Genomic DNA, 22301 nt, shown 5'->3' on the forward strand with positions numbered 1-22301 from the left:
CAAGCCTGATGAGCGAGAACAAGAAGTCCGCTGCGATCGAAGAAATGCGCTTTCGCCTGCTGATCGATGCCGTGGTCGATTATGCGATCTACATGATCGACCCCGGCGGCATCATCACCAGCTGGAACTCCGGGGCCAAACGCTTCAAGGGTTATGAGGAAGCCGAGATCCTCGGCGAACACTTTTCGCGGTTCTACACCGATGAAGACCGCGCCGTCGGTATGCCGCAGCGTGCGTTGGACACGGCGATCCGCGAAGGCCGGTTCGAAGGCGAAGGCTGGCGGGTGCGCAAGGACGGCACGCATTTCTGGTGCCACGTGGTGATCGATCCGATCTACAGTCCGGACGGGCAACTGCTCGGTTTCGCGAAAATCACCCGCGACCTCACCGACCGCAAGATGGCCGAAGAAACCCTCAAGCAAAGCGAACAGCAGTTCCGTCTGCTGGTGCAGGGCGTCACCGACTACGCGATCTACATGCTCAGCCCGGAAGGCCGCGTGACCAACTGGAACCCCGGCGCGCAACGGATCAAGGGCTATGCGCCGGACGAAGTGATCGGCAAGCATTTTTCGATGTTCTACACCCCGGAAGACCGTGAGATCGGCGAGCCGCAACGGGCGCTGGAAACCGCTGTGCGCGAAGGCCGGTTCGAGAACAAGAGCTGGCGTCTGCGCAAGGACGGCACGCGGTTTCTGGCCCACGTGGTGGTCGATGCGATTCGCGGCGAAACCGGGACGTTGCTCGGTTTTGCCAAGATCACCCGTGACGTGACCGAAGCCCACCAGGCGCAACTGGCACTGGAGCAAACCCGCGAAGCGCTGTTCCAGGCGCAGAAGATGCAGGCCATCGGTCAGCTCAGTGGCGGTATCGCCCATGACTTCAACAATCTGCTGACAGTGATCCTCGGCAATCTGGAAATCGTGCTTAAACGCGTCGGCGACGACCCGAAAGTCAGCCGTCTGCTGGAAAACGCCACCCAGGGTGCGCTGCGTGGCGTGTCACTGACCCAGCGCATGCTGGCCTTCGCCCGGCGCCAGGAACTCAAGACCGAACCGGTGGACATCCCGAAACTGGTGCAGGGCATCACCGGACTGTTGCGCAGTTCACTGGGGCCGGGGATTCGCATCGAAACGCAGTTTCCCGACGATCTTGAAGCGGTGCTCGCCGACACCAACCAGCTCGAACTGGCGGTCCTCAACCTGGCCACCAACGCCCGCGATGCGATGTCCGAGGGCGGCAGTGTGGTCATCGGTGCCGAGCCGCGAGTGGTTTTGCAGGAGAGTCAGGCAAGCCTTGCGGCGGGACGCTATGTCTGCCTGAGCGTGACCGATACCGGTGAAGGCATGGACGACGCGACGCTGGCCTCGGCGACCGATCCGTTCTTCACCACCAAAGGCCTCGGCAAGGGCACCGGGCTGGGGTTGTCGATGGTGCATGGTTTCATCGAACAGTTGGGCGGCCGTTTCATTCTCAAAAGCGTGAAGGGGCAAGGAACTTGCGCCGAGCTTTGGCTGCCGGTCGCCGTCGACGGGATGGCGGCCAAGCCCCTGAGCCCGAGGCCGACCATGGCGTCGGTGCCGCGACTCAGCGTGCTGGTGGTGGACGACGACAGTCTGGTGCGCACCAGCACCAGCCTGTTGCTGGAGGATCTGGGACACCGGGTTATCGGAGCAGCCTCCGGTGCGCAGGCATTGGAACTTTTTGACCAAGGGGAAGTGATCGACCTGATGATCACCGACATGGCCATGCCGAAAATGAACGGCGCGCAACTGGCCCACGCCGTGCGCGTGCTCAAGCCGGACCTGCCGATCATCCTGGCCACCGGTTACGCCGAGCGCCTCGAAGGGTTTGCGGCGCAACTGCCACGGCTGTCGAAACCGTTCAATCAGATGCAACTGGTGGAGATTATCGCCCAGTCGATGAAGTGAGGTCAGGCGTCAGCTTGTTTACGCTGTTCGTAACGGGCAAGGAGCGGCTGGGTGCTGATGCCGTGCAGCAAAATGCTCAGGGCCACGACTGAAAGGGTGAGATCGGTACACTGCGCGGCCATTGTGGCGCCCAGACCGTGGTTCAAGGCGTAGAACAGATAGAACAGGCTGCCGATGCCACGAATGCCGAACCAGCCGATCAACATCCGCTGACGCCACACCAGCAACGATCCCCATGGCATCAACGCCACACAGGCCGGGCGGATGACACAGAACAGCACCGCGCCGACCCACAGCGCCCGCCAGTCCCAATGGGTGACCAGCACCACGCCGAGCAAAGTCACCAGAAACACTTCCATGGCCCGTTCCACCAGACCACCGAAAGCGAGCATGTCGCCCATCATGATCCCGGCAGCCACCTGACTGCCTTCCAGGCCTTCTGTGTCGCCATGCACGGCGTGTTGCGGTTCGACGTTCTGGTGGCCGACCACCGGTTGCACCAGATGCTCGGCCGGCGGCTGATGGGCGCCGGTGGACTTCACTTCCTCCTGACGCAGGCCCAGTCCGGCGGCAAACACCGACAGAAAGCCGTAGCCGCCCAAGGACTCGGTCACCACAAAAGCCAGTGCGATCAAGGCCAGTGCCAGATAATCGTTCGGGCTGACGGTGCTGTCTTCATTGCGCGTCTGTAACGCGAGGGTGGCGCGGCCAAGGCCGCGGCCCATCCAGTAACCCGTGAGTAAACCGACAGGGACTGCCCAGAGCAGATCGCGCAACACCCAGTGGCTCCATTGCGCGGCCAGGCCATCGCCTTGCAGCAGCAACAGCCCGAGGATCACAAAGGGAAACGCCACGCCGTCGTTCAGGCCGGCCTCGCCGGACAGTCCCAAGCGCACGCTGTCGACATCCCGCGCATCGTTGACCTGCACCAGCGCCGCCAGCACCGGGTCGGTGGGCGCCAATATCGCAGCGATCAGCAACGACGGCCCCCACGACAGTTTCAGACCGTAATGCAGCAGCAGGCTGACGCCGATGATCGTCAGCACCATCACCGGGCCTGCCAGACCGAACGCTATCCGCCAGCGCTTGTCGCGCAACGGCAGCCGCAACTTCAAACCGCAGACGAACAGCGAAAACAGCACCGCGACTTCAGTCAGGTGCTCCATCCACGAGGCGGCATGTTCCAGCGGCAGTTTCAGCAGATCGAGCCCGCTCGGGCCAATACCGATGCCGAGCAACAGGCACACGGCCGACGTCGTGACCGGCATCCAGCGCAGGTACGATGAGGTCAATGCCAGCATCAGCAGGACGGCGCCCAGCACCGTTACCCAGATAATGAATGTCATGGTTCGCGGCCCGCCCTGACCATCGCGACCCGACAGGGCCATGAAGTATGGAGAGGTGCTCGCGGCGACGGTTCAGTTTTTCTCGGGGGAGAGGCGGCGGGCGCTGACTTGCACGGCGCCCGCCGTGATTGACGCGATGATTCAGGCCTGGCGCTTGACCAGCGCACGCTCCATCCGCGCAATGCCTTCTTCCAGCAGCGAACGCGGGCAACCGAAGTTCAGGCGCACGAATTGCTGGCTCTGGTCACCGAAGTCGATGCCCGGGCTGAGTCCGACGCGGGCCTGTTCGAGGAAGAACTGCTGCGGATTGTCCAGACCAAGGGCCGAGCAATCGAGCCACGCCAGGTACGTGCCCTGCGGCACGTTGATCGTTACGCCGGGCAGACGGCTGCGAACCGCGTCCACCAGCCAGTCACGGTTGGCTTGCAGGTATTGCTTGAGTTCCTTTAGCCACGGCCCGGCCTCGCTGTAAGCCACACGGGTGGCTTCCATGCCCAGCGGATTGACGCTGTCGACCATGCCGCAACGGGCGTGGTTGACGCGCTCGCGCAGGGCGCTGTCCTGAATGATCATGAACGAGGTCTTGAGGCCGGCAATGTTGTAGGCCTTGCTCGCCGACATCAGGGTGATGGTGCGTTGGGCGATTTCCGGGCTCAGGGACGCGGTCGGAATGTGCACGCGACCGTCGTAGCACAGTTCGGCGTGGATTTCGTCGGAGATGATCCAGGCGTCCTGCGCCATGCAGATGTCGGCCACCGCTTGCAGTTCTTCACGGTCGAAGACCTTGCCGATCGGGTTGTGCGGGTTGCTCAGCAGCAGGGCGCCGCCACCGGTCAGGGATTCACGCAAGGCATCCAGTGGCGTGGCGTAGGTGCCGTCGGCCTGGGCGTTGAATTCCAGCTCGACCTTGTTCAGGCCCCAATGGCCCGGTGCATGGCGCAGCGGCGGGTAGTTCGGGGTTTGCACCACGACATTCTGTTGCGGTTGCACCAGCGCCTTGAGCGCCATGTTGAAACCCGATTCGACGCCCGGCAGGAAGATCAGCTCCTGCGGTTTGACCCGCCAGGCGAACTTGTTCCAGAGGTCGGCAACGATGGCCTCGCGCAAATTGTCCTGGGCGACGCTGTAGCCGACCAAGGGGTGCAGCAGACGCTGTTGCAGCGCCTCGATGACCACCGGCGGTGCCGCGAAATCCATGTCAGCGACCCACATCGGCAACACATCGGCCGCATAGCGGCTCCACTTGGTGCTGCCGGTGTCGTGGCGGTCGAATACCTGATCAAAATCGAAAGTCATGCGCGGTCTCTGAGGGCGGAGATGGGTCGTGCCGGCGATGATAAACCTCCATCCCCTGCGGGCGCGAACTTGTGACCGACGAATGGCCGACGGTCGGTTTTCACACAGACCACGGCGCCGTTGTCTACAGTGAAAAAGTCGGCACTCGCTTGCCGCCACCGTGATTGTCCAGAAAAAACCCGGCTCAAGTACCGGGTTCCACCTGATCAGGAGTGCACGATGGATCTCAGCCGTCGTCAGTTCTTCAAGGTCGCCGGTATCGGCCTTGCAGGCTCTAGCCTGGGCGCGTTGGGCATGGCCCCGACGCTGGCCTTCGCCGAGCAGGTGCGCCACTTCAAGCTTGCCCACACCCATGAAACCCGCAACACCTGCCCGTATTGCTCGGTCGGTTGCGGTTTGATCATGTACAGCCAGGGCGATGCCGCGAAGAACGTTGCGCAAAACATCATCCATATCGAGGGCGACGCCGACCACCCGGTCAACCGCGGCACCCTGTGCCCGAAAGGCGCCGGCCTGCTGGACTTCATTCACAGTCCGGGCCGCTTGCAGTACCCGCAGGTGCGCAAGCCCGGCAGCAGCGAATGGACACGGATCACCTGGGACGAAGCCCTCGACCGCGTCGCCGACCTGATGAAGGCCGACCGCGACGCCAATTTCGTCGAGAAGAACGCCCAGGGGCAGACGGTGAACCGCTGGCTGACCACCGGGTTCCTCGCAGCGTCGGCGGCGTCCAACGAAGCGGGTTACATCACCCATAAGGTGGTGCGCAGTCTCGGCATGCTGGGGTTCGATAACCAGGCGCGTGTTCTGACACGGCCCGACGGTGGCAAGTCTTGCCCCGACGTACGGCCGTGGAGCCATGACCAACACCTGGACCGATATCGCCAACGCGAATCTGATCCTGGTGATGGGCGGCAACTCCGCTGAAGCGCATCCATGCGGCTTCAAATGGGTGACCGAGGCCAAGGCGCACAACGCGGCGCGGCTGATTGTGGTCGACCCGAGATTCACCCGGACCGCGTCCGTGGCCGATTACTACGCGCCGATTCGTACCGGCAGCGATATCGCGTTCATGGGCGGGCTGATCAATTACCTGCTGACCGAGGACAAAATCCAGCACGAGTACGTGCGCAACTACACCGACGTGTCGTTCATCGTCAAAGCCGGGTTCGGCTTCGAGGACGGGCTGTTCACCGGTTACGACGCGGCCAAACGCAGCTACACCGACAAATCCAGCTGGGGTTACGAACTGGGCGAGGACGGCTTTGCCAAGGTCGACCCGACCCTGCAGGACCCGCGCTGCGTCTATCAACTGATGAAGCAGCATTACAGCCGCTACAACATCGACCTGGCGAGCCAGATCTGCGGCATGCCGGTCGATGCAATGAAGAAAATCTGGGAGGAAATCGCCACTTGCTCGCAACCGGGCAAGACCATGACCATCCTTTACGCATTGGGCTGGACCCAGCACTCGATCGGCTCGCAGATCATCCGCAGCGCAGCGATGGTGCAACTGTTGCTGGGCAACGTCGGCATGCCCGGCGGCGGGGTCAACGCCTTGCGCGGGCACTCGAACATTCAGGGCCTGACCGACCTCGGGTTGCTGTCGAACTCGTTGCCGGGTTACCTGACCCTGCCCACCGACGCAGAACAGGACTACAACAGCTACATCAAGAAACGCACGCAATTGCCGTTGCGGCCGGGACAACTGTCCTACTGGCAGAACTACAGCAAGTTCCACGTCAGCCTGATGAAAGCCTGGTACGGCGCCAACGCGACCGCCGAAAACCAGTGGGCCTACGACTACCTGCCGAAACTCGACATCCCCAACTACGACATCCTCAAGGTGTTCGACCTGATGGGGCAGGGCAAGGTCAACGGTTACATGTGCCAGGGCTTCAACCCGATTGCCGCACTGCCGGACAAGAACCGGGTAATGGCTGCTCTCGCCAAACTGAAATGGCTGGTGGTGATGGATCCGCTCGCCACCGAAACCTCGCAGTTCTGGGAAAACGTCGGGCCGTACAACGATGTGAAAAGCGCCGACATCCAGACCGAAGTCATTCGCCTGCCCACCACCTGCTTTGCCGAAGAGGACGGCTCGCTGGTCAACAGCAGCCGCTGGCTGCAATGGCACTGGAAAGGCGCCGACGGCCCCGGCGAGTCACGCACCGACGTGCGGATCATGACCGAGCTGTTCATGCGCCTGCGTCAGCGTTACCAGACCGAGGGCGGGGCCTATCCCGATCCGATCCTCAAACTCTCCTGGCCCTACAAGATTCCGGAAGAGCCGTCGCCGGAAGAAATCGCCAAGGAGGTCAACGGCTACGCCACCACCGACTTCACCGACGCCACGGGCGCGGCGATCAAGGGCAATTCGCAACTGGCCGCCTTCGCCCAGCTCAAGGATGACGGCAGCACCGCCTCCGGTTGCTGGATTTTCTGCGGCAGCTGGACCGAGGCCGGTAACCAGATGGCCCGGCGCGACAATGCCGATCCGTATGGCATGCATCAACACCAAGGCTGGGCGTGGGCTTGGCCGGCCAACCGGCGGATTCTCTACAACCGCGCTTCGGCGGACATGCAGGGCAAACCCTGGGACCCGAAAAAACGCCTGGTGTGGTGGAACGGCAAGGCCTGGGGCGGCACCGACGTTCCGGACTACAAGGCCGACGTGCCACCGGAAGCCGGGATGAACCCGTTCATCATGAACCCCGAAGGCGTGGCGCGGTTCTTCGCCGTCGACAAGATGAACGAAGGGCCATTCCCCGAGCACTACGAGCCGTTCGAAACGCCGATCGGTATCAACCCGCTGCACCCCGAAAACAAGAAAGCCACCAGCAACCCGGCGGCCAGGATCTTCGATTCGGTGTGGGACAGCCTCGGCGTGGCCAAGGATTACCCGTACGCCGCCACCAGTTACCGGCTGACCGAGCATTTCCACTTCTGGAGCAAACACTGTCGGTTAAACGCGATTGCCCAACCGGAGCAGTTTGTGGAGATCGGCGAAGTGCTGGCCAAAGAGAAGGGCATCGCTGCCGGTGACCGGGTGCGGGTCAGCTGCAAGCGCGGGTTTATCGAAGCGGTAGCGGTGGTGACCAAAAGGATCCGGCCGTTGCAGGTCAACGGCCAGGTCGTGCATCAGATCGGCATCCCGCTGCACTGGGGTTTCACCGGCCTGACGCGTCACGGCTACCTGACCAACACCCTGGTGCCGTTCCTCGGCGATGGCAATACACAGACCCCGGAATCCAAGTCATTCCTGGTCAACGTGGAGAAAATATAGATGGCCAGCCAAGACATCATCGCCCGCTCGGCCACCACGACCCCGGCACCCTCGGTGCGCAATCAGGAGGAAGTCGCCAAGCTGATCGACACCACCAAATGCATCGGCTGCAAGGCCTGTCAGGTCGCGTGCTCGGAATGGAACGAGCTGCGCGACGAAGTCGGTCACAACCATGGCACCTACGACAACCCGCAGGATCTGAGCGCGGAGTCGTGGACGCTGATGCGCTTCACCGAGCACGAAACCGACGCCGGCAACCTTGAATGGCTGATCCGCAAGGACGGCTGCATGCACTGCGCCGAACCCGGTTGTCTGGCGGCGTGCCCGAGCCCGGGGGCGATCATCAAGCACGCCAACGGCATCGTCGATTTCGATCAGGACCACTGCATCGGTTGCGGTTATTGCATCACCGGTTGCCCGTTCAACATTCCGCGCATCTCGCAGAAAGACCACAAGGCCTACAAATGCACCTTGTGTTCGGACCGCGTAGCGGTGGGACTGGAGCCGGCCTGCGTGAAAACCTGCCCGACCGGGGCGATTGTCTTCGGCAGCAAGGAAGACATGAAAACCCACGCGGCCGAACGCATCGTCGACCTGAAGAGCCGTGGTTTCGACAACGCCGGTCTGTACGATCCTGAAGGCGTCGGCGGCACCCACGTCATGTACGTGCTGCATCATGCCGACACGCCGAAGATCTACGCCGGCCTGCCGGAAAATCCGGCCATCAGTCCGCTGGTGGGCCTGTGGAAAGGCATCAGCAAAACCCTGGGCCTGCTGGCCATGGGTGCGGCAGTGCTGGCCGGGTTCTTCCACTATGTGCGTATCGGCCCGAACCGCACCGAAGAGGATGACCATCCGGAACCGCCCGACAACTCGGTCCACGTGGTCGACCCGGCGGTGCACACCTTCGATCCACGCGGGGAGGACCGGCCATGAGCAACAAGACGATCCTGCGTTACACCGCCAACCAGCGCACCAACCACTGGCTGGTGGCGATTCTTTTCTTTATGGCGGGGCTTTCTGGACTGGCGCTGTTTCATCCGTCGATGTTCTGGCTGACCAACCTGTTCGGCGGCGGGCCGTGGACGCGGATTCTGCATCCGTTCATGGGCGTGTTGATGTTCGTGTTCTTCCTCGGCCTGGTGTTCCGTTTCTGGCGTTCGAACTTCTTTATCGACAACGACTGGAAGTGGCTGCGGCGCATCGACCGGGTGCTGGTCAACGACGAAGAGACCGTACCGCCGGTGGGCAAATACAACGCCGGGCAAAAGATGCTGTTCTGGACTTTACTGCTGTGCATGCTCGGGCTGTTGTTCACGGGGCTGGTGATTTGGCGCGCGTACTTCAGTCATTACTTCGGCATCACCACGATTCGCTGGGCGATGTTGCTGCATGCACTGGCCGGGTTTGTGCTGATCCTCAGCATCATCGTGCACATCTATGCCGGCATCTGGATCAAGGGCTCGGTGGACGCGATGCTGCACGGCTGGGTCAGCCGCGCCTGGGCGAAAAAACATCACGCACTCTGGTATCGCGAAGTGGAATCCCAGGATCCGCCGGAGCGACCGGTCACCAAAAAGGGCTGACACTTGCCAACCATTCTTGAACCCGGGGAAATCGAAGCGGCGGCCAGTGCGCCGCCGTTTCTGCACTTGCCGCCGCACAACCTGTTCGCATTGCGCGCCGAACGTCTGGAACACCTGGCGATCGGTCATCCGCTGGCCGACTACCTGCGCCTGATCGCCGGACTGTGCCGCGTGCAGCAGCAAGTCCTCGACGATCCGCCTTCAAACGCCCCGATTGATGAGCAACGTCTTGAAGTCTGCCGGCAGCACGGCATGCCGCCGTTTGCCGCCGACACCCTGATCCGCGAGGACGGCTGGCAGGCGTATCTCGATGCCTTGCTGCAACGCTACGGTGCACCCGAACAACCTGCCGTCGCCGATGCGGTCACGTCGTTGCGGGTCGCCAGCTCCGGCCAGTTGCGGGCCTGGGCGGTGGCGCTGGTCAGCGGCCAGTATTCGCTGGTGCCGGCGGCGCTGGTGCCGTTTCTTGGCGCGGCGCTGCAAACAGCCTGGAGCCACTGGCTGCTCAGCGCACCGCACTTGCAACTTGCGCCCGGCAACAGCCTCGGTCAGTGCCCGGCCTGTGGTTCGCCAGCCATGGCCGGGGTGATCCGTCATCGTGGCAAGCACAACGGTTTGCGTTATCTGGTGTGTTCGCTGTGCGCCTGCGAATGGCATGTGGTGCGGGTCAAATGCGTGTATTGCGAGCAGAGCAAAGGGCTGGAATACCTGAGCCTGGAAGACGATCGCCACGCCGCCAATCAGGCGCCGCTGCGGGCCGAGGTCTGCCCGGGATGCAACAGCTATCTGAAACTGCTGTATCTGGAAAACGATGCCGAGGCCGAAGCCTTGTCGGCGGACCTGAGCAGTCTGCTGCTGGACATGCGTCTGGCCCAGGACGGCTATCAGCGACTGGCACCGAATCTATTGCTGGCACCCGGAGACGAATGAGCCGAGCGTCTACACTCTGGCGCAACGGCTTTTTATCCGGAGCGTCTGATGCCTGCCAGTGTTGCCCAGCGTTTGCCATCCATCGACAGTCTGTTGCGTCACAACGCCTTCCAGCCCGTGGCCGAGCGACACGGGCGCGAGGCGCTGCTGGCGATGTTGCGTCAGTTGCTCGACGACTTGCGCGATTCGGTCGTGGCGGGACAGCTCTCCGCCGTCGAGATCAGCCCTGAAGCCCTGGCCGGCAGGATTGCCGAGCGTCTGGCATTGCAACAGCGCAGTCAGGTGCGGCGAGTGTTCAACCTGACCGGCACGGTGCTGCACACCAATCTGGGCCGCGCATTGTTGCCGGAAGAGGCCATCGACGCCGTGCAACTGGCGGCCCGTTATCCCTTGAACCTCGAATTCGACCTGGCCAGCGGCAAGCGCGGTGACCGTGACGACCTGATCGAAGGCCTGATCCGCGAGCTGACCGGCGCCGAAGCCGTCACCGTGGTCAACAACAATGCCGCTGCGGTGCTGCTGACCCTCAACAGCCTCGGCGCGCGCAAGGAAGGCATCATCTCGCGGGGCGAACTGATCGAAATCGGCGGTGCGTTCCGCATCCCCGACATCATGGCCCGGGCCGGCGTGCGTCTGCACGAGGTCGGCACCACCAATCGCACCCATGCGCGGGATTACGAAGCGGCGATCAGCCCGCGCAGCGGCTTGATCATGCGGGTGCATGCGAGCAATTACAGCATCGAGGGTTTTACCGCCCGGGTGCCGACGGCTGAATTGGCGGAGCTGGCCCATCGTCATGGTTTGCCGCTGCTCGAAGACCTCGGCAGCGGCAGCCTGCTGGACCTGACCCGCTGGGGCCTGCCGGCGGAACCGACAGTGCGCCAGGCCTTGCTCGATGGCGCGGACATCGTCACCTTCAGCGGCGACAAACTGCTCGGCGGGCCGCAGGCGGGCGTTATTGTCGGGCGTAAAGATCTGATCGCGAAAATCAAAAAGAACCCGCTGAAACGGGCCTTGCGGGTCGACAAGATGACGCTGGCGGCGCTGGAAGCGGTGCTCGGGCTCTATCGCGATCCGGATCGCCTGGCCGAGCGGTTGCCGACCTTGCGCCTGCTGACCCGCTCGCAAGATGACATTCTGGCTCAGGCCGAACGCCTGCAACCGGCATTGGCCAAGGTGCTCGGTGAAACCTGGGCGGTCACGGCGGAGAAGACACTGGGCATGATCGGCAGCGGCAGCCAACCGGTGGCGGCGCGGCTGCCGAGCGCGGCATTGTGCGCTCGCCCTCAAGTGTCGAAACGCCTACGCGGGCGCTCGCTGCTGAATCTGCAGAGCGCATTGCGAGAATTGCCGATCCCGGTGCTCGGACGCCTCGACGATGACGCGCTGTGGCTGGATCTGCGGCAACTCGACGACGAACCAGCGTGGCTCGCGCAACTCGGGCCGTTGCAGACATGATCGTCGGCACCGCCGGGCACATCGACCACGGCAAGACTTCGTTGCTCCAGGCGCTGACCGGGCAAGCCGGCGACCGCCGCCCGCAGGAGCGCGAGCGGGGCATGACCATCGACCTCGGTTATCTCTATGCCGAACTGGCGCCCGGAGCGGGGCTGACCGGGTTCATCGACGTGCCGGGCCACGAGAAATTCACTCACAACATGTTGGCCGGCGCCCAGGGCATCGATCTGGTGTTGCTGGTGGTCGCGGCGGATGACGGTGTGATGCCCCAGACCCGCGAGCATCTGGCGATTGTCGAGTTGCTGGGCATTCCACGGGCTCTGGTGGCGATCACCAAGTGCGATCGGGTCGAGGCGGGCAGGGTGGTGGAGGTTCGCCGGCAAATCGAGCATCTGTTGGCGCTCGGTCCGTTTGCAGGCGCGCCGATGCTCGCGGTTTCAAGCGTGACGGGTGAAGGCGTCGATGCGCTGCGGCAAGCGTTGCTGCAGGCGCAAAGTGAAGTGTTGAAGCGGGGGCGCGAGGGTGGGTTTCGTCTGGCCATCGACCGGGCGTTCAGCGTCGCCGGTGCCGGGATTGTGGTGACGGGCACGGCGCTGTCGGGAATGGTCGCGGTGGGCGACAGACTGATCCTCGGGCCGTCGGACAAAACGGTGCGGGTGAGGGGGCTGCATGCGCAGAATCAACCCGCAGAACTGGCGTTTGCCGGCCAGCGTGTAGCCCTGAACATCAGCGCTGATCGCCTGGAGCTCGGGCACATCCATCGCGGGCATTGGCTGCTCGCCGAAGCACTGTTCGCGCCGACTCAACGCCTGGACATCGATTTCCAGCTGCTGCCCGATGAGACACGCACCTTCGAACACTTCCAGCCCGTGCATCTGCACCTCGGCACGCAAGATGTGATCGCCCGCGTGGCATTGCTCGAAGGACCCCGGCTGCTTCCGGGCGAACGCATGCTCGCACAACTGTTGACCCATGTCCCGGTACACGGCGTGAAGGGCGACCGACTGATCCTGCGCGATCCCAGTGCCCAGCGCACGCTCGGCGGCGGCCAGTTGCTTGATCCGTTCGCCCCGGCCCGGCAACGGCGCAGCTCCGGGCGTCTGGCGCAATTGCGGGCGCTGGCGATCAGCTCCAGTCTGGAGCAAGCGCTGCCAACACTGCTGGAGTACAGCGAAAGCGGCATTGATTCGCAGCGTCTGGAGCGTCAGTTCAACCGTCCGCGTGAGGGCTGGTCGCTGCCGGACAACGTCCGTCTGATCGAAACCCGTCAGGGCCAGGTGCTGTTCAACGCCCAGCGTTGGGGCATTCTCAAGTTCACCTTGCTGGAGCAACTGGCGCGCTTCCATGAACTGGAGCCCGATCAGATGGGCCCGGACCGTGATCGACTGCGGCGCTTCAGCGGCCTGAACATCGAGCATACGACCTTCATCAGCCTGCTGGAAGAACTGCGCAGCGCCGGTTCGTTCACCGCCAGCGGCCCGTGGCTTCACCTGCCGGACCATCAGGTGCGCCTGAATGCCGACGATGAAACCCTGTGGCAGGCGTTGCAGCCGCTGTTCGAACAGGCCGGATTCGACCCGCCGTGGGTGCGCGATGTGGCCAAAGCGGTGGCTCAGGAAGACGCCACGGTCCGGCTGTTGTTACGCAAACTGGCGCGGCTGGGCGTGGTGCATCAGGTGGTGCGGGACTTGTTCTTTACCGACATCACCTTGCGGCAGATGGCGGCTGTGTTGTTGCGTCTGGGTGAAGAAAATCCGCCGATTCAAGTCACGGCGTTCCGCGATGCGCTAGGCTTGGGACGCAAACGCAGTATCCAGATCCTCGAATACTTCGACCGCCTCGGCCTGACCCGGCGTCTCGGCGAGGGTCGACAGATCCGCTTCGACAACGCGCTGGCCAGTCCCGGCGCCGACTGAGTTCAAGGAAGGCAATCGCGCCCGGTGGCGCGGCCGGGCTTCAAACCCGGTTGGGGACGGCATCCGTTCCCGGGCAGGTTCGACTCCGGCTGCCTTCCGCCATTTTCTGCATTCAGAACCCCAGCGGGTACTGAATCACCACGTAGATCCGGTCAATGTCATCCCCCGCCTGAGCACTGTTGGCCCGGTGCGAGACGTGGGACAGCTGCACGGAAAGGTCCTTGGCCGCGCCGGACTGGACGATGTAACGCAGATCGATATCGCGCTCCCAGTGCTTGCCGCCGTCGCCTTGCTGTGGCTGGTACTGGCCGCTGTCCGGGTCGAACGTGTTGTAGGCGCCACCCTTGGGCGCGTGGGTGCCGTCGATGTGGCTGCCGGAGACATATCGGGTCATGAAGTTGAGCCCGGGAATGCCGAACGCGCCGAAATCGAGATCGTAGCGGGCCTGCCACGAGCGCTCGTGGGCGCCGTTGAAGTCGGCGTATTTGATCGAGTTGGCCAGATAGATCGAATCGCCACCGACGAAATCGAACGGTGTGTCACCGTTGATGCGTTGCCAGCCGAGCATCACCGCGTGCGGGCCGAAGACGTATTTGCCCGAGAGACTGAACGCGGTGTTGTCGATTTCCCCGGCCAGTGCCTGCCCGGTATCACGGGTGTGATAGACGTTGGCGTCGAGCACCACGCCGGACTGTTTGAAATGCAGGTTGGCGTAGTACTGGTGCCAGGTTTCGCTGAGGTCGGAGGCGTACAGCGCACCACCGACCGGGCTGCCGCTGAACAGGTCTGCGCCGATGAAGCTGATTCCGCCGGCCTTGGTATTGGCGCCATAGCCCTGGAAGTCGCCTTGGCCGGATGAGCTGTCCTGATTCTTGAACGCGGTGAAATGTCCGGCCACCAGATTGACGTTGTCGATTTCACGGCTGTTGAGCAGGAATCCGGTGGCGTATTCCGGTTGCAGACGTTTGTCCGAGGTGTCGAACACCGGCGTTTCGACGGTCATTTCGCCGAAGGCGAGGGTGGTGCGCGAGGCTTTGAATTTCAGTGCACCGCCAGCGCTGGAATACTCGCTTTCGCTGCGACCGTCACTGTCCACCGGCAACAGACCGGTGCCCGAATGTCCCCGGCCGCCGTCCAGTTTCAGCCCGTAAAAGGCATGCGCATCAAGGCCGAAACCGACCGTCCCGTCGGTGAAACCGGATGCGAAAGTGCCGATAAACCCCTGAGCCCACTCCTGTTTGTAGTTCTTGCCGCTGGGCGAGGGCGAGCGGTAGTCGTTGCTCAGGAAGAAATTGCGGCTGAGCACTTCGCCCTTGGCGTCATCCAGAAAACCGCTGGCCCATGCTGTGTTGGCGACACCGCCCAGCAGCAAGGCCAGCGTGATACCCGAGGGCGAGAAACCTTTCATGTGTCAGTGACCGGCGATGGTGGAATGTCGCCGGATTGTCGTGCGGGCTACTTCTGAATGATTGAGCGGATGTGCTGAGTCAATCGACCACCGGCAAATCGATCCTCGCCACCAGCCCCGAGCCCTTGCGATTGCTCAAGGTCAGTTCGCCACCCTGTTCGCGAACGATCGCCCGGGCCGCCGAGAGACCGAGGCCGACGCCGCCGGTTTCGCGGTTGCGCGAGGTTTCGAGGCGGAAGAACGGATCGAACACTCGTTGCAACGCCTCTTCGGGAATGCCCGGTCCTTCGTCGCAGACTTCGATGCAGATCGAGTGCGCGTTGCGGCTGAGTGCGATGCGTGGGCGCTCGGCGTATTTCACGGCGTTTTCCAGCAGGTTGACGATCACTCGCTTCAGGCTCAGCGGCCGGCCGTCGTAGACCAGGTGGGCCGGGCCGTTGAAGTCGATGAGGATGTGCTGGTCGCGGTAATCGTCGAGGATGGTTTGCAGCAGTTCCGACAGATCGAACGCCGTGGGTTGTTCAAGCTGTGTGCCTTCGCGGAAAAACGCCAGGGCGGCGTTGATCATCGATTGCATTTCTTCGATGTCGCGAATCAGTTTCTGCTGATGGTCCAGGTCTTCCATGAATTCGCTGCGCAGGCGCATCCGGGTCAACGGCGCGCGCAAATCATGGGAGATGGACGCGAGCATATGCGTGCGCTCACCGATGAAATGCTGGATCTGCGCCTGCATCGCGTTGAAGGCGATGATGGCCTGGCGGATTTCGTGGGGCCCTTCGATCTCGATGGGCGGGGCGTTCAGGTCGACGCCAAAACGCCTGGCGGCCCCGGCAAAGCGTTGCAGCGGATTGGCCAGTTGGCGTGTGGCGATCCAGGCAACCAGCAAGGTGGCGATCAGGCCCAGTGAGGCAATCACCGCGATCCGGGCGTTCAGGGTCAGACCCCAGCTACGCTCCGGCGGCGTGAAGGACAGCCAGCTGCCATCGGTCAAGGGAATGAGGGCGACATAGTGCGCCTGGGCACTGCCTGGCGGCCAGTCATCGGGGTTGAACACTTCGACTTCCCGGTGACTGCCCAGCAATTGTTCCAGCGCCGGAATCTTCGAGGTCTCGACCGCGGCGCCGTCGCCGGGCAGTTTGAATTCGCTGCGCTGCGCGTTCCACACCACTTCCAGCGAAGGACTGCTGGCGGCACTCGCCAGTTGCGGGCGCAATTGCGCGGGCGCGGCCTCGATCACCCGCGCACTCGCAGCAATCCGTTCCAGCAATCCGGTGCGTTCGATGGGCGGACGGGCCCAGATGCCCGCCACCTGCACGAACAGGGCATTGAAAGCCAGCGAGGCAAGCATGGCCGCGACAATCGTCAGGGCGATGCGGCGACTGAGCGTATCGCGCGGCAGGATTCGACTGATCATGAGCGGCTGACCTTGGCGGTGAACATATAGCCGCCATTGCGCACGGTGCGGATCAGATCGGGGCGTTTGCTGTCCGGTTCGATCTTGCGCCGCAAGCGGCTGACCTGCACGTCGATGCTGCGATCAAAGGCGTCGTGGCCCTGGCCGTGGGTCAGGTCGATCAGTTGTTCGCGGGTCAGGATGCGTTGCGGATGTTCGAGAAAGACCAGCAACAGATCAAATTCCCCGCCGGACATCGGAATCATCACGCCCTCGGGTGAGCGCAGCTCGCGGCAGGTAATGTCCAGGTGCCAACCGGCGAAGGTCATCACCGGGCGTGCCGGCTCGCTGGTGCGGTGGCCGTGTTCGCCGGCGCGGCGTTGCAGCGCGCGCACCCGGGCCAGCAATTCCTGGGGCGCGAAGGGTTTGGTCAGGTAATCGTCGGCCCCCAGTTCCAGACCAACAATCCGGTCACTCAGCTCGGCCATGGCCGTCAGCATGATGATCGGGATCCCCATCTGCGCGCGGATTTTCTGGCACAGGCTCAAACCGCCTTCACCCGGCAGCATCAGGTCGAGAATGATCGTGTCCGGCCGTGCCCGGTCAATGGCCGCCCACATGGCCTGGCCATCCGTTACCACGTCGACTTCATAGGCGTGCTGAACGAAGAACTTCTTCAGCAGGGACAGAATTTCCACGTCGTCATCGACGATCAGCAGTCTGCTCACGTTTGCAGGATCCATGAATCAAAAGAGGGCATCTAAAACCATTTCGATCGCGGGGTCATTTATTTCAATCCTGCAACATTCCTTCCGGACGGACATCAGCCGGACATCCTTGGGCAAAAAACCTCGGGCACTCTGCCGGCATTCCATCCAAGGGGGTTCATATGAAGGATATGAAAAGCGCTTATTCGACTCAGGGGCATGGCGCCGTGCGCCCATTGATTCTGACCCAGCGCACCACAAGCAGCGTGTTCAACGCGCCGATCTTTTTCCAGGAAACCTGCCTGGGAATCGTTCCGGACCAGAGCCAACTCGTCATGCGCCGCTACTTCGAGCGCTTCAGCCCGGCCGACAGTCATTGGGTGGAATACATCCACTCCATCCCCACGAGCGAATTCATTCACTGGATCATGACCCACGGCCAGTTGCGCATCGAGTGTTCTGAAAATACCCCGTTCGGCCAGATTCAGACCGCAGGGGACGCGCATTGATGAGAAACCGTCATTCGCTGGTGCTGTTGTTGGCAGCGACTTTGAGCCTGTCGGCCTGCAGCAGCAAAAAAGTCGAACCGGAAATGTACTCCGGGTTTCTCAACGACTACAGCATGTTGAAGGAGCAGCAGACGCCGTCGGGTCAGACGGTTCTGAGCTGGGTCAGCCCGGCGTTGGCGACCGGCCGTTACACCCGGGTGTATCTGGCGCCGAGCCAGTTCTATCCGCAGGTTCAGCCCACGGGGCGAATCCCGCAGAGCACGTTGTCCGGTGTGACCCGCTACTACGACGCGGCCCTCCGGCAGGAACTGGGCAAAACGCTGCCGCTGGCATCCGCGCCCGGCCCGAACACGCTGGTTGTGCGGCCCGCCATCACGCAAGTCGCCACCAGCACCCAGGGCCTGCGGTACTACGAATGGCTGCCGATCACGCTGGTTGCGGCCGGCGTGAGCACCGCTGCCGGCATTCGTGATCAGGACAGCGAGATCGCCACGGAAGTGTCGATCGAGGACGGATCGACCGGCGAGGTGGTGGCGAAAGTCGTACGCAAGGGCACGGGCGTGCCATTGGAAAACGACAAACAGGTGATGACCGCCGAGAACGTCAAAGGCGTGCTCGACGGTTGGGCCAGCGATTTGAGCCAGACCTGTGTCGCCGCGCGCAAGGTGACTGCGCGGTGACCGCCGGTACGTCACAGCGCCGCTTTTACCTGTAGGCCCACCACCAGTGCATTGTCGATGTCCTGCCCGGAAAACGCGCCCGGCTCGATGATGTACTGCAGGTTCGGGCGCAGGGTCAGCCATGGGGTGGCCTGGTAACCGTAGCCGAGTTCGATCAGTTGTTCGGCGCCGTCGATATTGGAAAGCGGCGTGCCGTTGGCCAGCGCGGCGTCTTGTTGCACGTCGCGGCTGCGCGGGTTCTGCACGGCGCGGCCGTAACCCAGGGCGACGGTGTCGCGCGGGCGGCCTTCGAACGGTTTGTACAGCACCACGCCGGCGCCATACCACTTGCTGAACGGCGAAGCCGCTTCGCTGGCCGCCGAGTATTGGCCGAAGGCGTGCAGGCTGCGGCCTTCGGAGGTTGGCGAGCTCCACACGGCCTGATCGATCAGCAGGTAATGGCCGCCGCGACCGGACACTTCCTTGTCGCTGCCGATGCGTTTCACGTCGGAGCTGTCGTAGTAATAACCGAGCTTGTATTCGCCAGGCAGGGTGCCCGCATGTTTGTAGACCAGTTCGACAGGCACCACGGTGCCGGTGGTGTGTTTCGGTCCCAGGTGCCAGGCGCGGCTGGAGTTGCCGTTGCTTTCGGGGTCGACGTTGAACGCGGCCACGCGCAATTGCCACTCTGGCGACAGGTCGTATTTCACCCGCACGCCCAAGTGCGCGTTGGGGTAGTTGGTCCAGCCGCTGCCGCCGGACATGTTCAGCGGATGGCCGCAGAAACCGGCGTTCATGAAGTTGCAGAGAATGCCGCTGTCGAGGCCGCCGAGGTCGTTGCCCATGGCCATGTAGCCGAGTTTGACGTTCAGTGCCGGGGTGAACAGGGTGCGCTCGTAACTCAGTTCGGTCAGGCGGGTGTAGAGACCGCCGTAGTTTTCCTGGATTGGCAGACGGTTGCCGACCAGATCTTCCGAGGCGCTGTTGCCGCGCCGGTCGTTGATGGTCAGCTGGACCTTGCCGGCGTTGTCGACGCCATAGATTTTGCTCAGATCAAATTGCGCGCCGAGCTTGATGTTCTGTGAGTAACGGGCGGAGCGATGCAGACCGCCGTCGGCGTTGTAGGCGGTTTCGCCGGTGTAGTCGCCGGTGAACTTGACGCCGTCTTCGTCGAGCTGGTGACGCAGGCCGCCCCAGTCGCCGGTCAGGGTGTTGCGGGTAAACACGTTCGAATCGGTGTCAGCGAAAGCGGGCAGGGCGGTGCTGCAGGCGAGAGCGAGCAGAACACCCGTTTGGGAAAAACGAACAACGAATGACATTGCTGAAATCCAGAGCCAAAGACATGAAACGGCGCGACACCCGAAGGTGCCGCGCGCTGTGAAATGAAGGAGGGCGCAGCGGTTTACGGCAGGGCGTACGCCATGACGTAGTCGCCACGATCAGTCGACTGACGGGCGCCGCCGGCAGTGATGACCACGTACTGCTTGCCGGTTTTCGGCGACACGTAAGTCATCGGGCCGCCCTGGCTGCCGACCGGCAGACGGGCTTTCCAGATTTCTTCACCGTTGCCGCTGTTGTAGGCGCGCAGGTAGAAGTCCTGGGTGCCGGCGATGAAGATCAAACCACCTTGAGTCGACAGGGTGCCGCCGAGGGTCGGCAGGCCGATCTTGATCGGCAGGTGCATGCGGATGCCCAGTGGACCAGTGTCTTCAACGGTGCCGACCGGAACCTGCCAGGCGACTTTCTGGGTCTTCATGTCGATCGCGGTCAGGGTGCCGAACGGCGGTGCCTGGCACGGAATGCCGGCCACCGACAGGAAGCGGTTCTTGTTGACCGCGTACGGCGTGCCTTTCAGCGGAACAGCGCCCATGCCGGTGTTCAGCGCTTCGCCACCGGAGGTTGCTTCACCTTTGTTCTGCGACGGGATCATTTGAATCCACAGGCCCAGACGCATGTCGTTGACGAAGATGAAACCGTGCACCGGGTCAGTGGAGATGCTGCCCCAGTTCATGCCGCCCAGCGAGCCCGGGAAACTCAGGGACTTGTCGGTGCCCGGCGCGGTGTACAGGCCTTCGTAGCGCATCGACTTGAAATCGATCCGGCACAGCAGCTGGTCATACGGGGTGGCGCCCCACATGTCCGATTCGGTCAGGTGCTGGGCACCGATCTGCGGCATGCCCACGGATTTCGGCTGGGTTGGCGAGTACGGTTCGTTCGGAATGTTCGAAGCCTTGACCGGTACTTCTTTGACTTCGGTCAGCGGCTTGCCGGTGGCGCGATCCAGCACGTAGATCTGCCCGGCCTTGGTGCCGATCACCAACGCCGGTACGGTTTTGCCGTCCTTGGTGAAGTCGATCAGGCTTGGCTGCATCGGCAGGTCGAAGTCCCAGAGGTCGTTGTGCACGGTCTGGTAGACCCACTTTTCTTCGCCGCTGTTGGCGTCCAGCGCCAGGATCGAAGCACCGTAGGTGTGGTCGAGTTTGTTGCGTTCAACACCATAGATGTCGGTGGAGGAACTGCCCATCGGCAGAAAGACCGTGTTGGTTGCCGGGTCGTAAGACATCGGCGCCCAGCTGTTCGGCGTGCTGCGAACATAGGTCTTGCCATCGGCCGGGGCCTTTTTATCCTGCGGGTTGCCCGGGTCGAAGGCCCAGCGCATTGCACCGGTCATCACGTCGAAACCACGGATCACGCCGCCCGGCATGTCGGTCTGCACGTTGTCCGCCACGCGACCGCCAACGACCACGGTGGTGCCGGCCATCAGCGGCGCGGAGGACAGTTGATAGTAGCTGTCCGGGACATCACCCAGACCGGCCTTCAGATCCACCTGGCCGTTGTTGCCGAAACCCTGGCAGAACTCGCCGGTGTCGGCATCGACCGCGATCAGACGGGCGTCGATGGTGTTGGTCAGCAGACGGCGGGTGCAGTTGGCGGCAGGAGCGGCCGGGGTTTCGGTGACTGGCGAGCTGGCCGGTTTGGCGACGGCTGCGCTGGCATCGAAGTAGGCCATGCCACGGCAACGCTGCCAGACTTTGGACTTGGCGTTGATCGCGTTTTTCCAGAGTTCCTTACCGGTGTCGGCATCCAGAGCAATCAGGTTGTTGTGCGGGGTGCAGATGAACACCTTGTTGCCGATCTGCAGCGGAGTCAACTGGTCTTCGGCGCCGTTGCCGTCACTCTCGGCGATGTCGCCGGTGTGATAGGTCCACGCGACTTTCAACTTGTCGACGTTGCTGCGGTTGATCTGGTCCAGCGCAGCGAAGCGGCTGCCGCCTTCGGTATTGCCGTAGTGTGCCCAGTCTTTCTGCGCCTTTTCCGGCTCGACTGGCGTCAGGCCAGGGCCGGTGCCGGTAGGGGCGACGGTCGGGTGCGCGACGAACATGTTGCCGGCAGCCACGGCCAGGCCAACTGCCAGAACAGCGGCAACGCCGTAAGCACCACGACCCGCAACGCCACCATTGGCACGTTTCAGCATCGGGTAAACCAGCGCAACCGCCAGACCTACGGCGCTGAACATAAACAGGCGCGAGAACACCGGCCAGAACACCAGTCCTGCGTCACTCACTGCCCAGATCGCAGTCCCGACCAGAAACGCCGCAAACAGCCAGGCGCCGGCAGGCTTGCGGCGAGCGATCAGCAGACCGGACAGGGCCATGACCAGACCACCCACCAGGAAGTACCAGGAGCCTCCCAGGCTGACCAATTTCACACCGCCAGCCGCCAGTGCCAGACCGAGCAGGGCGATGATCACCCCAAGCCCAACCAGAATGAATGTTGATATGCCCGAGAGGCGTTGACTCTGCTTCACGTTGAATGTCCCGTTGAAATGAGGCGGGCAGTATATCGTTAGGTAACTACCTAGTTAAATCACTAATTCAG

The 22301-nt window shown here is 62.7% G+C and carries 15 protein-coding genes, 1 tRNA gene and 1 pseudogene; 10 read left to right on the forward strand and 7 right to left on the reverse strand.

Annotated features, from left to right (window positions below):
- Positions 1-8 precede the first annotated feature (8 nt).
- Positions 9-1928 (forward strand): PAS domain S-box protein, encoded by a 1920-nt coding sequence (locus R1A29_RS13635; RefSeq protein ID WP_438301857.1) that lies wholly within the window; start codon positions 9-11, stop codon positions 1926-1928.
- A gap of 2 nt (positions 1929-1930) precedes the next feature.
- Here the strand turns inward: R1A29_RS13635 and R1A29_RS13640 are convergent, their stop codons facing one another.
- Both R1A29_RS13640 and R1A29_RS13645 read right to left on the reverse strand, forming a co-directional pair.
- The gene (locus R1A29_RS13640) at positions 1931-3274 is read right to left on the reverse strand and encodes a cation:proton antiporter (RefSeq protein WP_438301858.1); all 1344 of its coding nucleotides are present in this window, start codon (positions 3272-3274) and stop codon (positions 1931-1933) included.
- 141 nt (positions 3275-3415) lie between these two features.
- On the reverse strand, positions 3416-4570 hold the full coding sequence (locus tag R1A29_RS13645) for a MalY/PatB family protein (RefSeq protein WP_438301859.1): 1155 nt from the start codon (positions 4568-4570) through the stop codon (positions 3416-3418).
- A gap of 219 nt (positions 4571-4789) precedes the next feature.
- On the opposite strand from R1A29_RS13645, the pseudogene fdnG reads away from it, so the two are divergent.
- The 7 genes and pseudogenes from fdnG to R1A29_RS13680 all read left to right on the forward strand — a co-directional run bounded on the left by fdnG (position 4790) and on the right by R1A29_RS13680 (position 13848).
- Positions 4790-7856 (forward strand): annotated as a pseudogene (gene fdnG, locus R1A29_RS13650) (formate dehydrogenase-N subunit alpha).
- Positions 7857-8792 (forward strand): formate dehydrogenase subunit beta, encoded by a 936-nt coding sequence (gene fdxH, locus R1A29_RS13655; RefSeq protein ID WP_438301860.1) that lies wholly within the window; start codon positions 7857-7859, stop codon positions 8790-8792.
- A complete protein-coding gene (locus R1A29_RS13660; RefSeq protein ID WP_114882931.1) occupies positions 8789-9442 on the forward strand; it encodes a formate dehydrogenase subunit gamma in 654 nt (217 codons plus the stop codon). The genes fdxH and R1A29_RS13660 overlap by 4 nt, the downstream gene beginning before the upstream one ends.
- A 3-nt stretch (positions 9443-9445) precedes the next feature.
- Positions 9446-10372 (forward strand): formate dehydrogenase accessory protein FdhE, encoded by a 927-nt coding sequence (gene fdhE / locus R1A29_RS13665; protein WP_438301861.1) that lies wholly within the window; start codon positions 9446-9448, stop codon positions 10370-10372.
- Positions 10373-10420: 48 nt separating this feature from the next.
- Positions 10421-11830 carry an L-seryl-tRNA(Sec) selenium transferase gene (gene selA / locus R1A29_RS13670; RefSeq protein WP_438301862.1) on the forward strand — a complete coding sequence of 470 codons (1410 nt, stop codon included), beginning with the start codon at positions 10421-10423 and terminating at the stop codon, positions 11828-11830.
- A complete protein-coding gene (gene selB, locus R1A29_RS13675) occupies positions 11827-13746 on the forward strand; it encodes a selenocysteine-specific translation elongation factor (protein ID WP_438302043.1) in 1920 nt (639 codons plus the stop codon). Before selA ends, selB begins: the two co-directional genes overlap by 4 nt.
- 6 nt (positions 13747-13752) lie before the next feature.
- Positions 13753-13848, forward strand: a tRNA-Sec gene (locus R1A29_RS13680).
- Positions 13849-13858: 10 nt separating this feature from the next.
- Here the strand turns inward: R1A29_RS13680 and R1A29_RS13685 are convergent.
- The 3 genes from R1A29_RS13685 to R1A29_RS13695 form a co-directional block, all read right to left on the reverse strand.
- The gene (locus R1A29_RS13685) at positions 13859-15154 is read right to left on the reverse strand and encodes an OprD family porin (protein WP_438301863.1); all 1296 of its coding nucleotides are present in this window, start codon (positions 15152-15154) and stop codon (positions 13859-13861) included.
- Between the two features lie 79 nt (positions 15155-15233).
- The gene (locus tag R1A29_RS13690; RefSeq protein ID WP_438301864.1) at positions 15234-16568 is read right to left on the reverse strand and encodes an ATP-binding protein; all 1335 of its coding nucleotides are present in this window, start codon (positions 16566-16568) and stop codon (positions 15234-15236) included.
- Positions 16565-17290: a response regulator gene (locus tag R1A29_RS13695; RefSeq protein WP_438301865.1), complete on the reverse strand. Its 726-nt coding sequence runs from the start codon at positions 17288-17290 to the stop codon at positions 16565-16567. Before R1A29_RS13695 ends, R1A29_RS13690 begins: the two co-directional genes overlap by 4 nt.
- 146 nt (positions 17291-17436) lie before the next feature.
- On the opposite strand from R1A29_RS13695, the gene R1A29_RS13700 reads away from it, so the two are divergent.
- Positions 17437-17763, forward strand: a complete 327-nt coding sequence (locus tag R1A29_RS13700) for a hypothetical protein (RefSeq protein WP_438301866.1) — start codon at positions 17437-17439, stop codon at positions 17761-17763.
- Positions 17763-18443 (forward strand): DUF3313 domain-containing protein, encoded by a 681-nt coding sequence (locus R1A29_RS13705; RefSeq protein ID WP_438301867.1) that lies wholly within the window; start codon positions 17763-17765, stop codon positions 18441-18443. The genes R1A29_RS13700 and R1A29_RS13705 overlap by 1 nt, the downstream gene beginning before the upstream one ends.
- Before the next feature lie 11 nt (positions 18444-18454).
- On the opposite strand, the gene R1A29_RS13710 is transcribed toward R1A29_RS13705, so the two are convergent.
- The gene (locus tag R1A29_RS13710) at positions 18455-19741 is read right to left on the reverse strand and encodes a carbohydrate porin (RefSeq protein WP_438301868.1); all 1287 of its coding nucleotides are present in this window, start codon (positions 19739-19741) and stop codon (positions 18455-18457) included.
- Positions 19742-19824: 83 nt separating this feature from the next.
- Positions 19825-22230 (reverse strand): glucose/quinate/shikimate family membrane-bound PQQ-dependent dehydrogenase, encoded by a 2406-nt coding sequence (locus R1A29_RS13715; protein ID WP_438301869.1) that lies wholly within the window; start codon positions 22228-22230, stop codon positions 19825-19827.
- Positions 22231-22301: the final 71 nt, after the last annotated feature.

It is taken from the genome of Pseudomonas sp. NMS19W (genome assembly GCF_051554255.1).
GTDB classification, from domain to species: domain Bacteria; phylum Pseudomonadota; class Gammaproteobacteria; order Pseudomonadales; family Pseudomonadaceae; genus Aquipseudomonas; species Aquipseudomonas kribbensis.

Excerpts from the sequence above, each read along its gene's own strand:
- R1A29_RS13635 (WP_438301857.1), top strand. The coding sequence starts at position 9 with ATGAGCGAGAACAAGAAGTCCGCTGCGATCGAAGAAATGCGCTTTCGC.
- R1A29_RS13640 (WP_438301858.1), bottom strand. The coding sequence starts at position 3,274 with ATGACATTCATTATCTGGGTAACGGTGCTGGGCGCCGTCCTGCTGATG.
- R1A29_RS13645 (WP_438301859.1), bottom strand. The coding sequence starts at position 4,570 with ATGACTTTCGATTTTGATCAGGTATTCGACCGCCACGACACCGGCAGC.
- fdxH (WP_438301860.1), top strand. The coding sequence starts at position 7,857 with ATGGCCAGCCAAGACATCATCGCCCGCTCGGCCACCACGACCCCGGCA.
- R1A29_RS13660 (WP_114882931.1), top strand. The coding sequence starts at position 8,789 with ATGAGCAACAAGACGATCCTGCGTTACACCGCCAACCAGCGCACCAAC.
- selA (WP_438301862.1), top strand. The coding sequence starts at position 10,421 with ATGCCTGCCAGTGTTGCCCAGCGTTTGCCATCCATCGACAGTCTGTTG.
- selB (WP_438302043.1), top strand. The coding sequence starts at position 11,827 with ATGATCGTCGGCACCGCCGGGCACATCGACCACGGCAAGACTTCGTTG.
- R1A29_RS13685 (WP_438301863.1), bottom strand. The coding sequence starts at position 15,154 with ATGAAAGGTTTCTCGCCCTCGGGTATCACGCTGGCCTTGCTGCTGGGC.
- R1A29_RS13690 (WP_438301864.1), bottom strand. The coding sequence starts at position 16,568 with ATGATCAGTCGAATCCTGCCGCGCGATACGCTCAGTCGCCGCATCGCC.
- R1A29_RS13695 (WP_438301865.1), bottom strand. The coding sequence starts at position 17,290 with ATGGATCCTGCAAACGTGAGCAGACTGCTGATCGTCGATGACGACGTG.
- R1A29_RS13700 (WP_438301866.1), top strand. The coding sequence starts at position 17,437 with ATGAAGGATATGAAAAGCGCTTATTCGACTCAGGGGCATGGCGCCGTG.
- R1A29_RS13705 (WP_438301867.1), top strand. The coding sequence starts at position 17,763 with ATGAGAAACCGTCATTCGCTGGTGCTGTTGTTGGCAGCGACTTTGAGC.
- R1A29_RS13710 (WP_438301868.1), bottom strand. The coding sequence starts at position 19,741 with ATGTCATTCGTTGTTCGTTTTTCCCAAACGGGTGTTCTGCTCGCTCTC.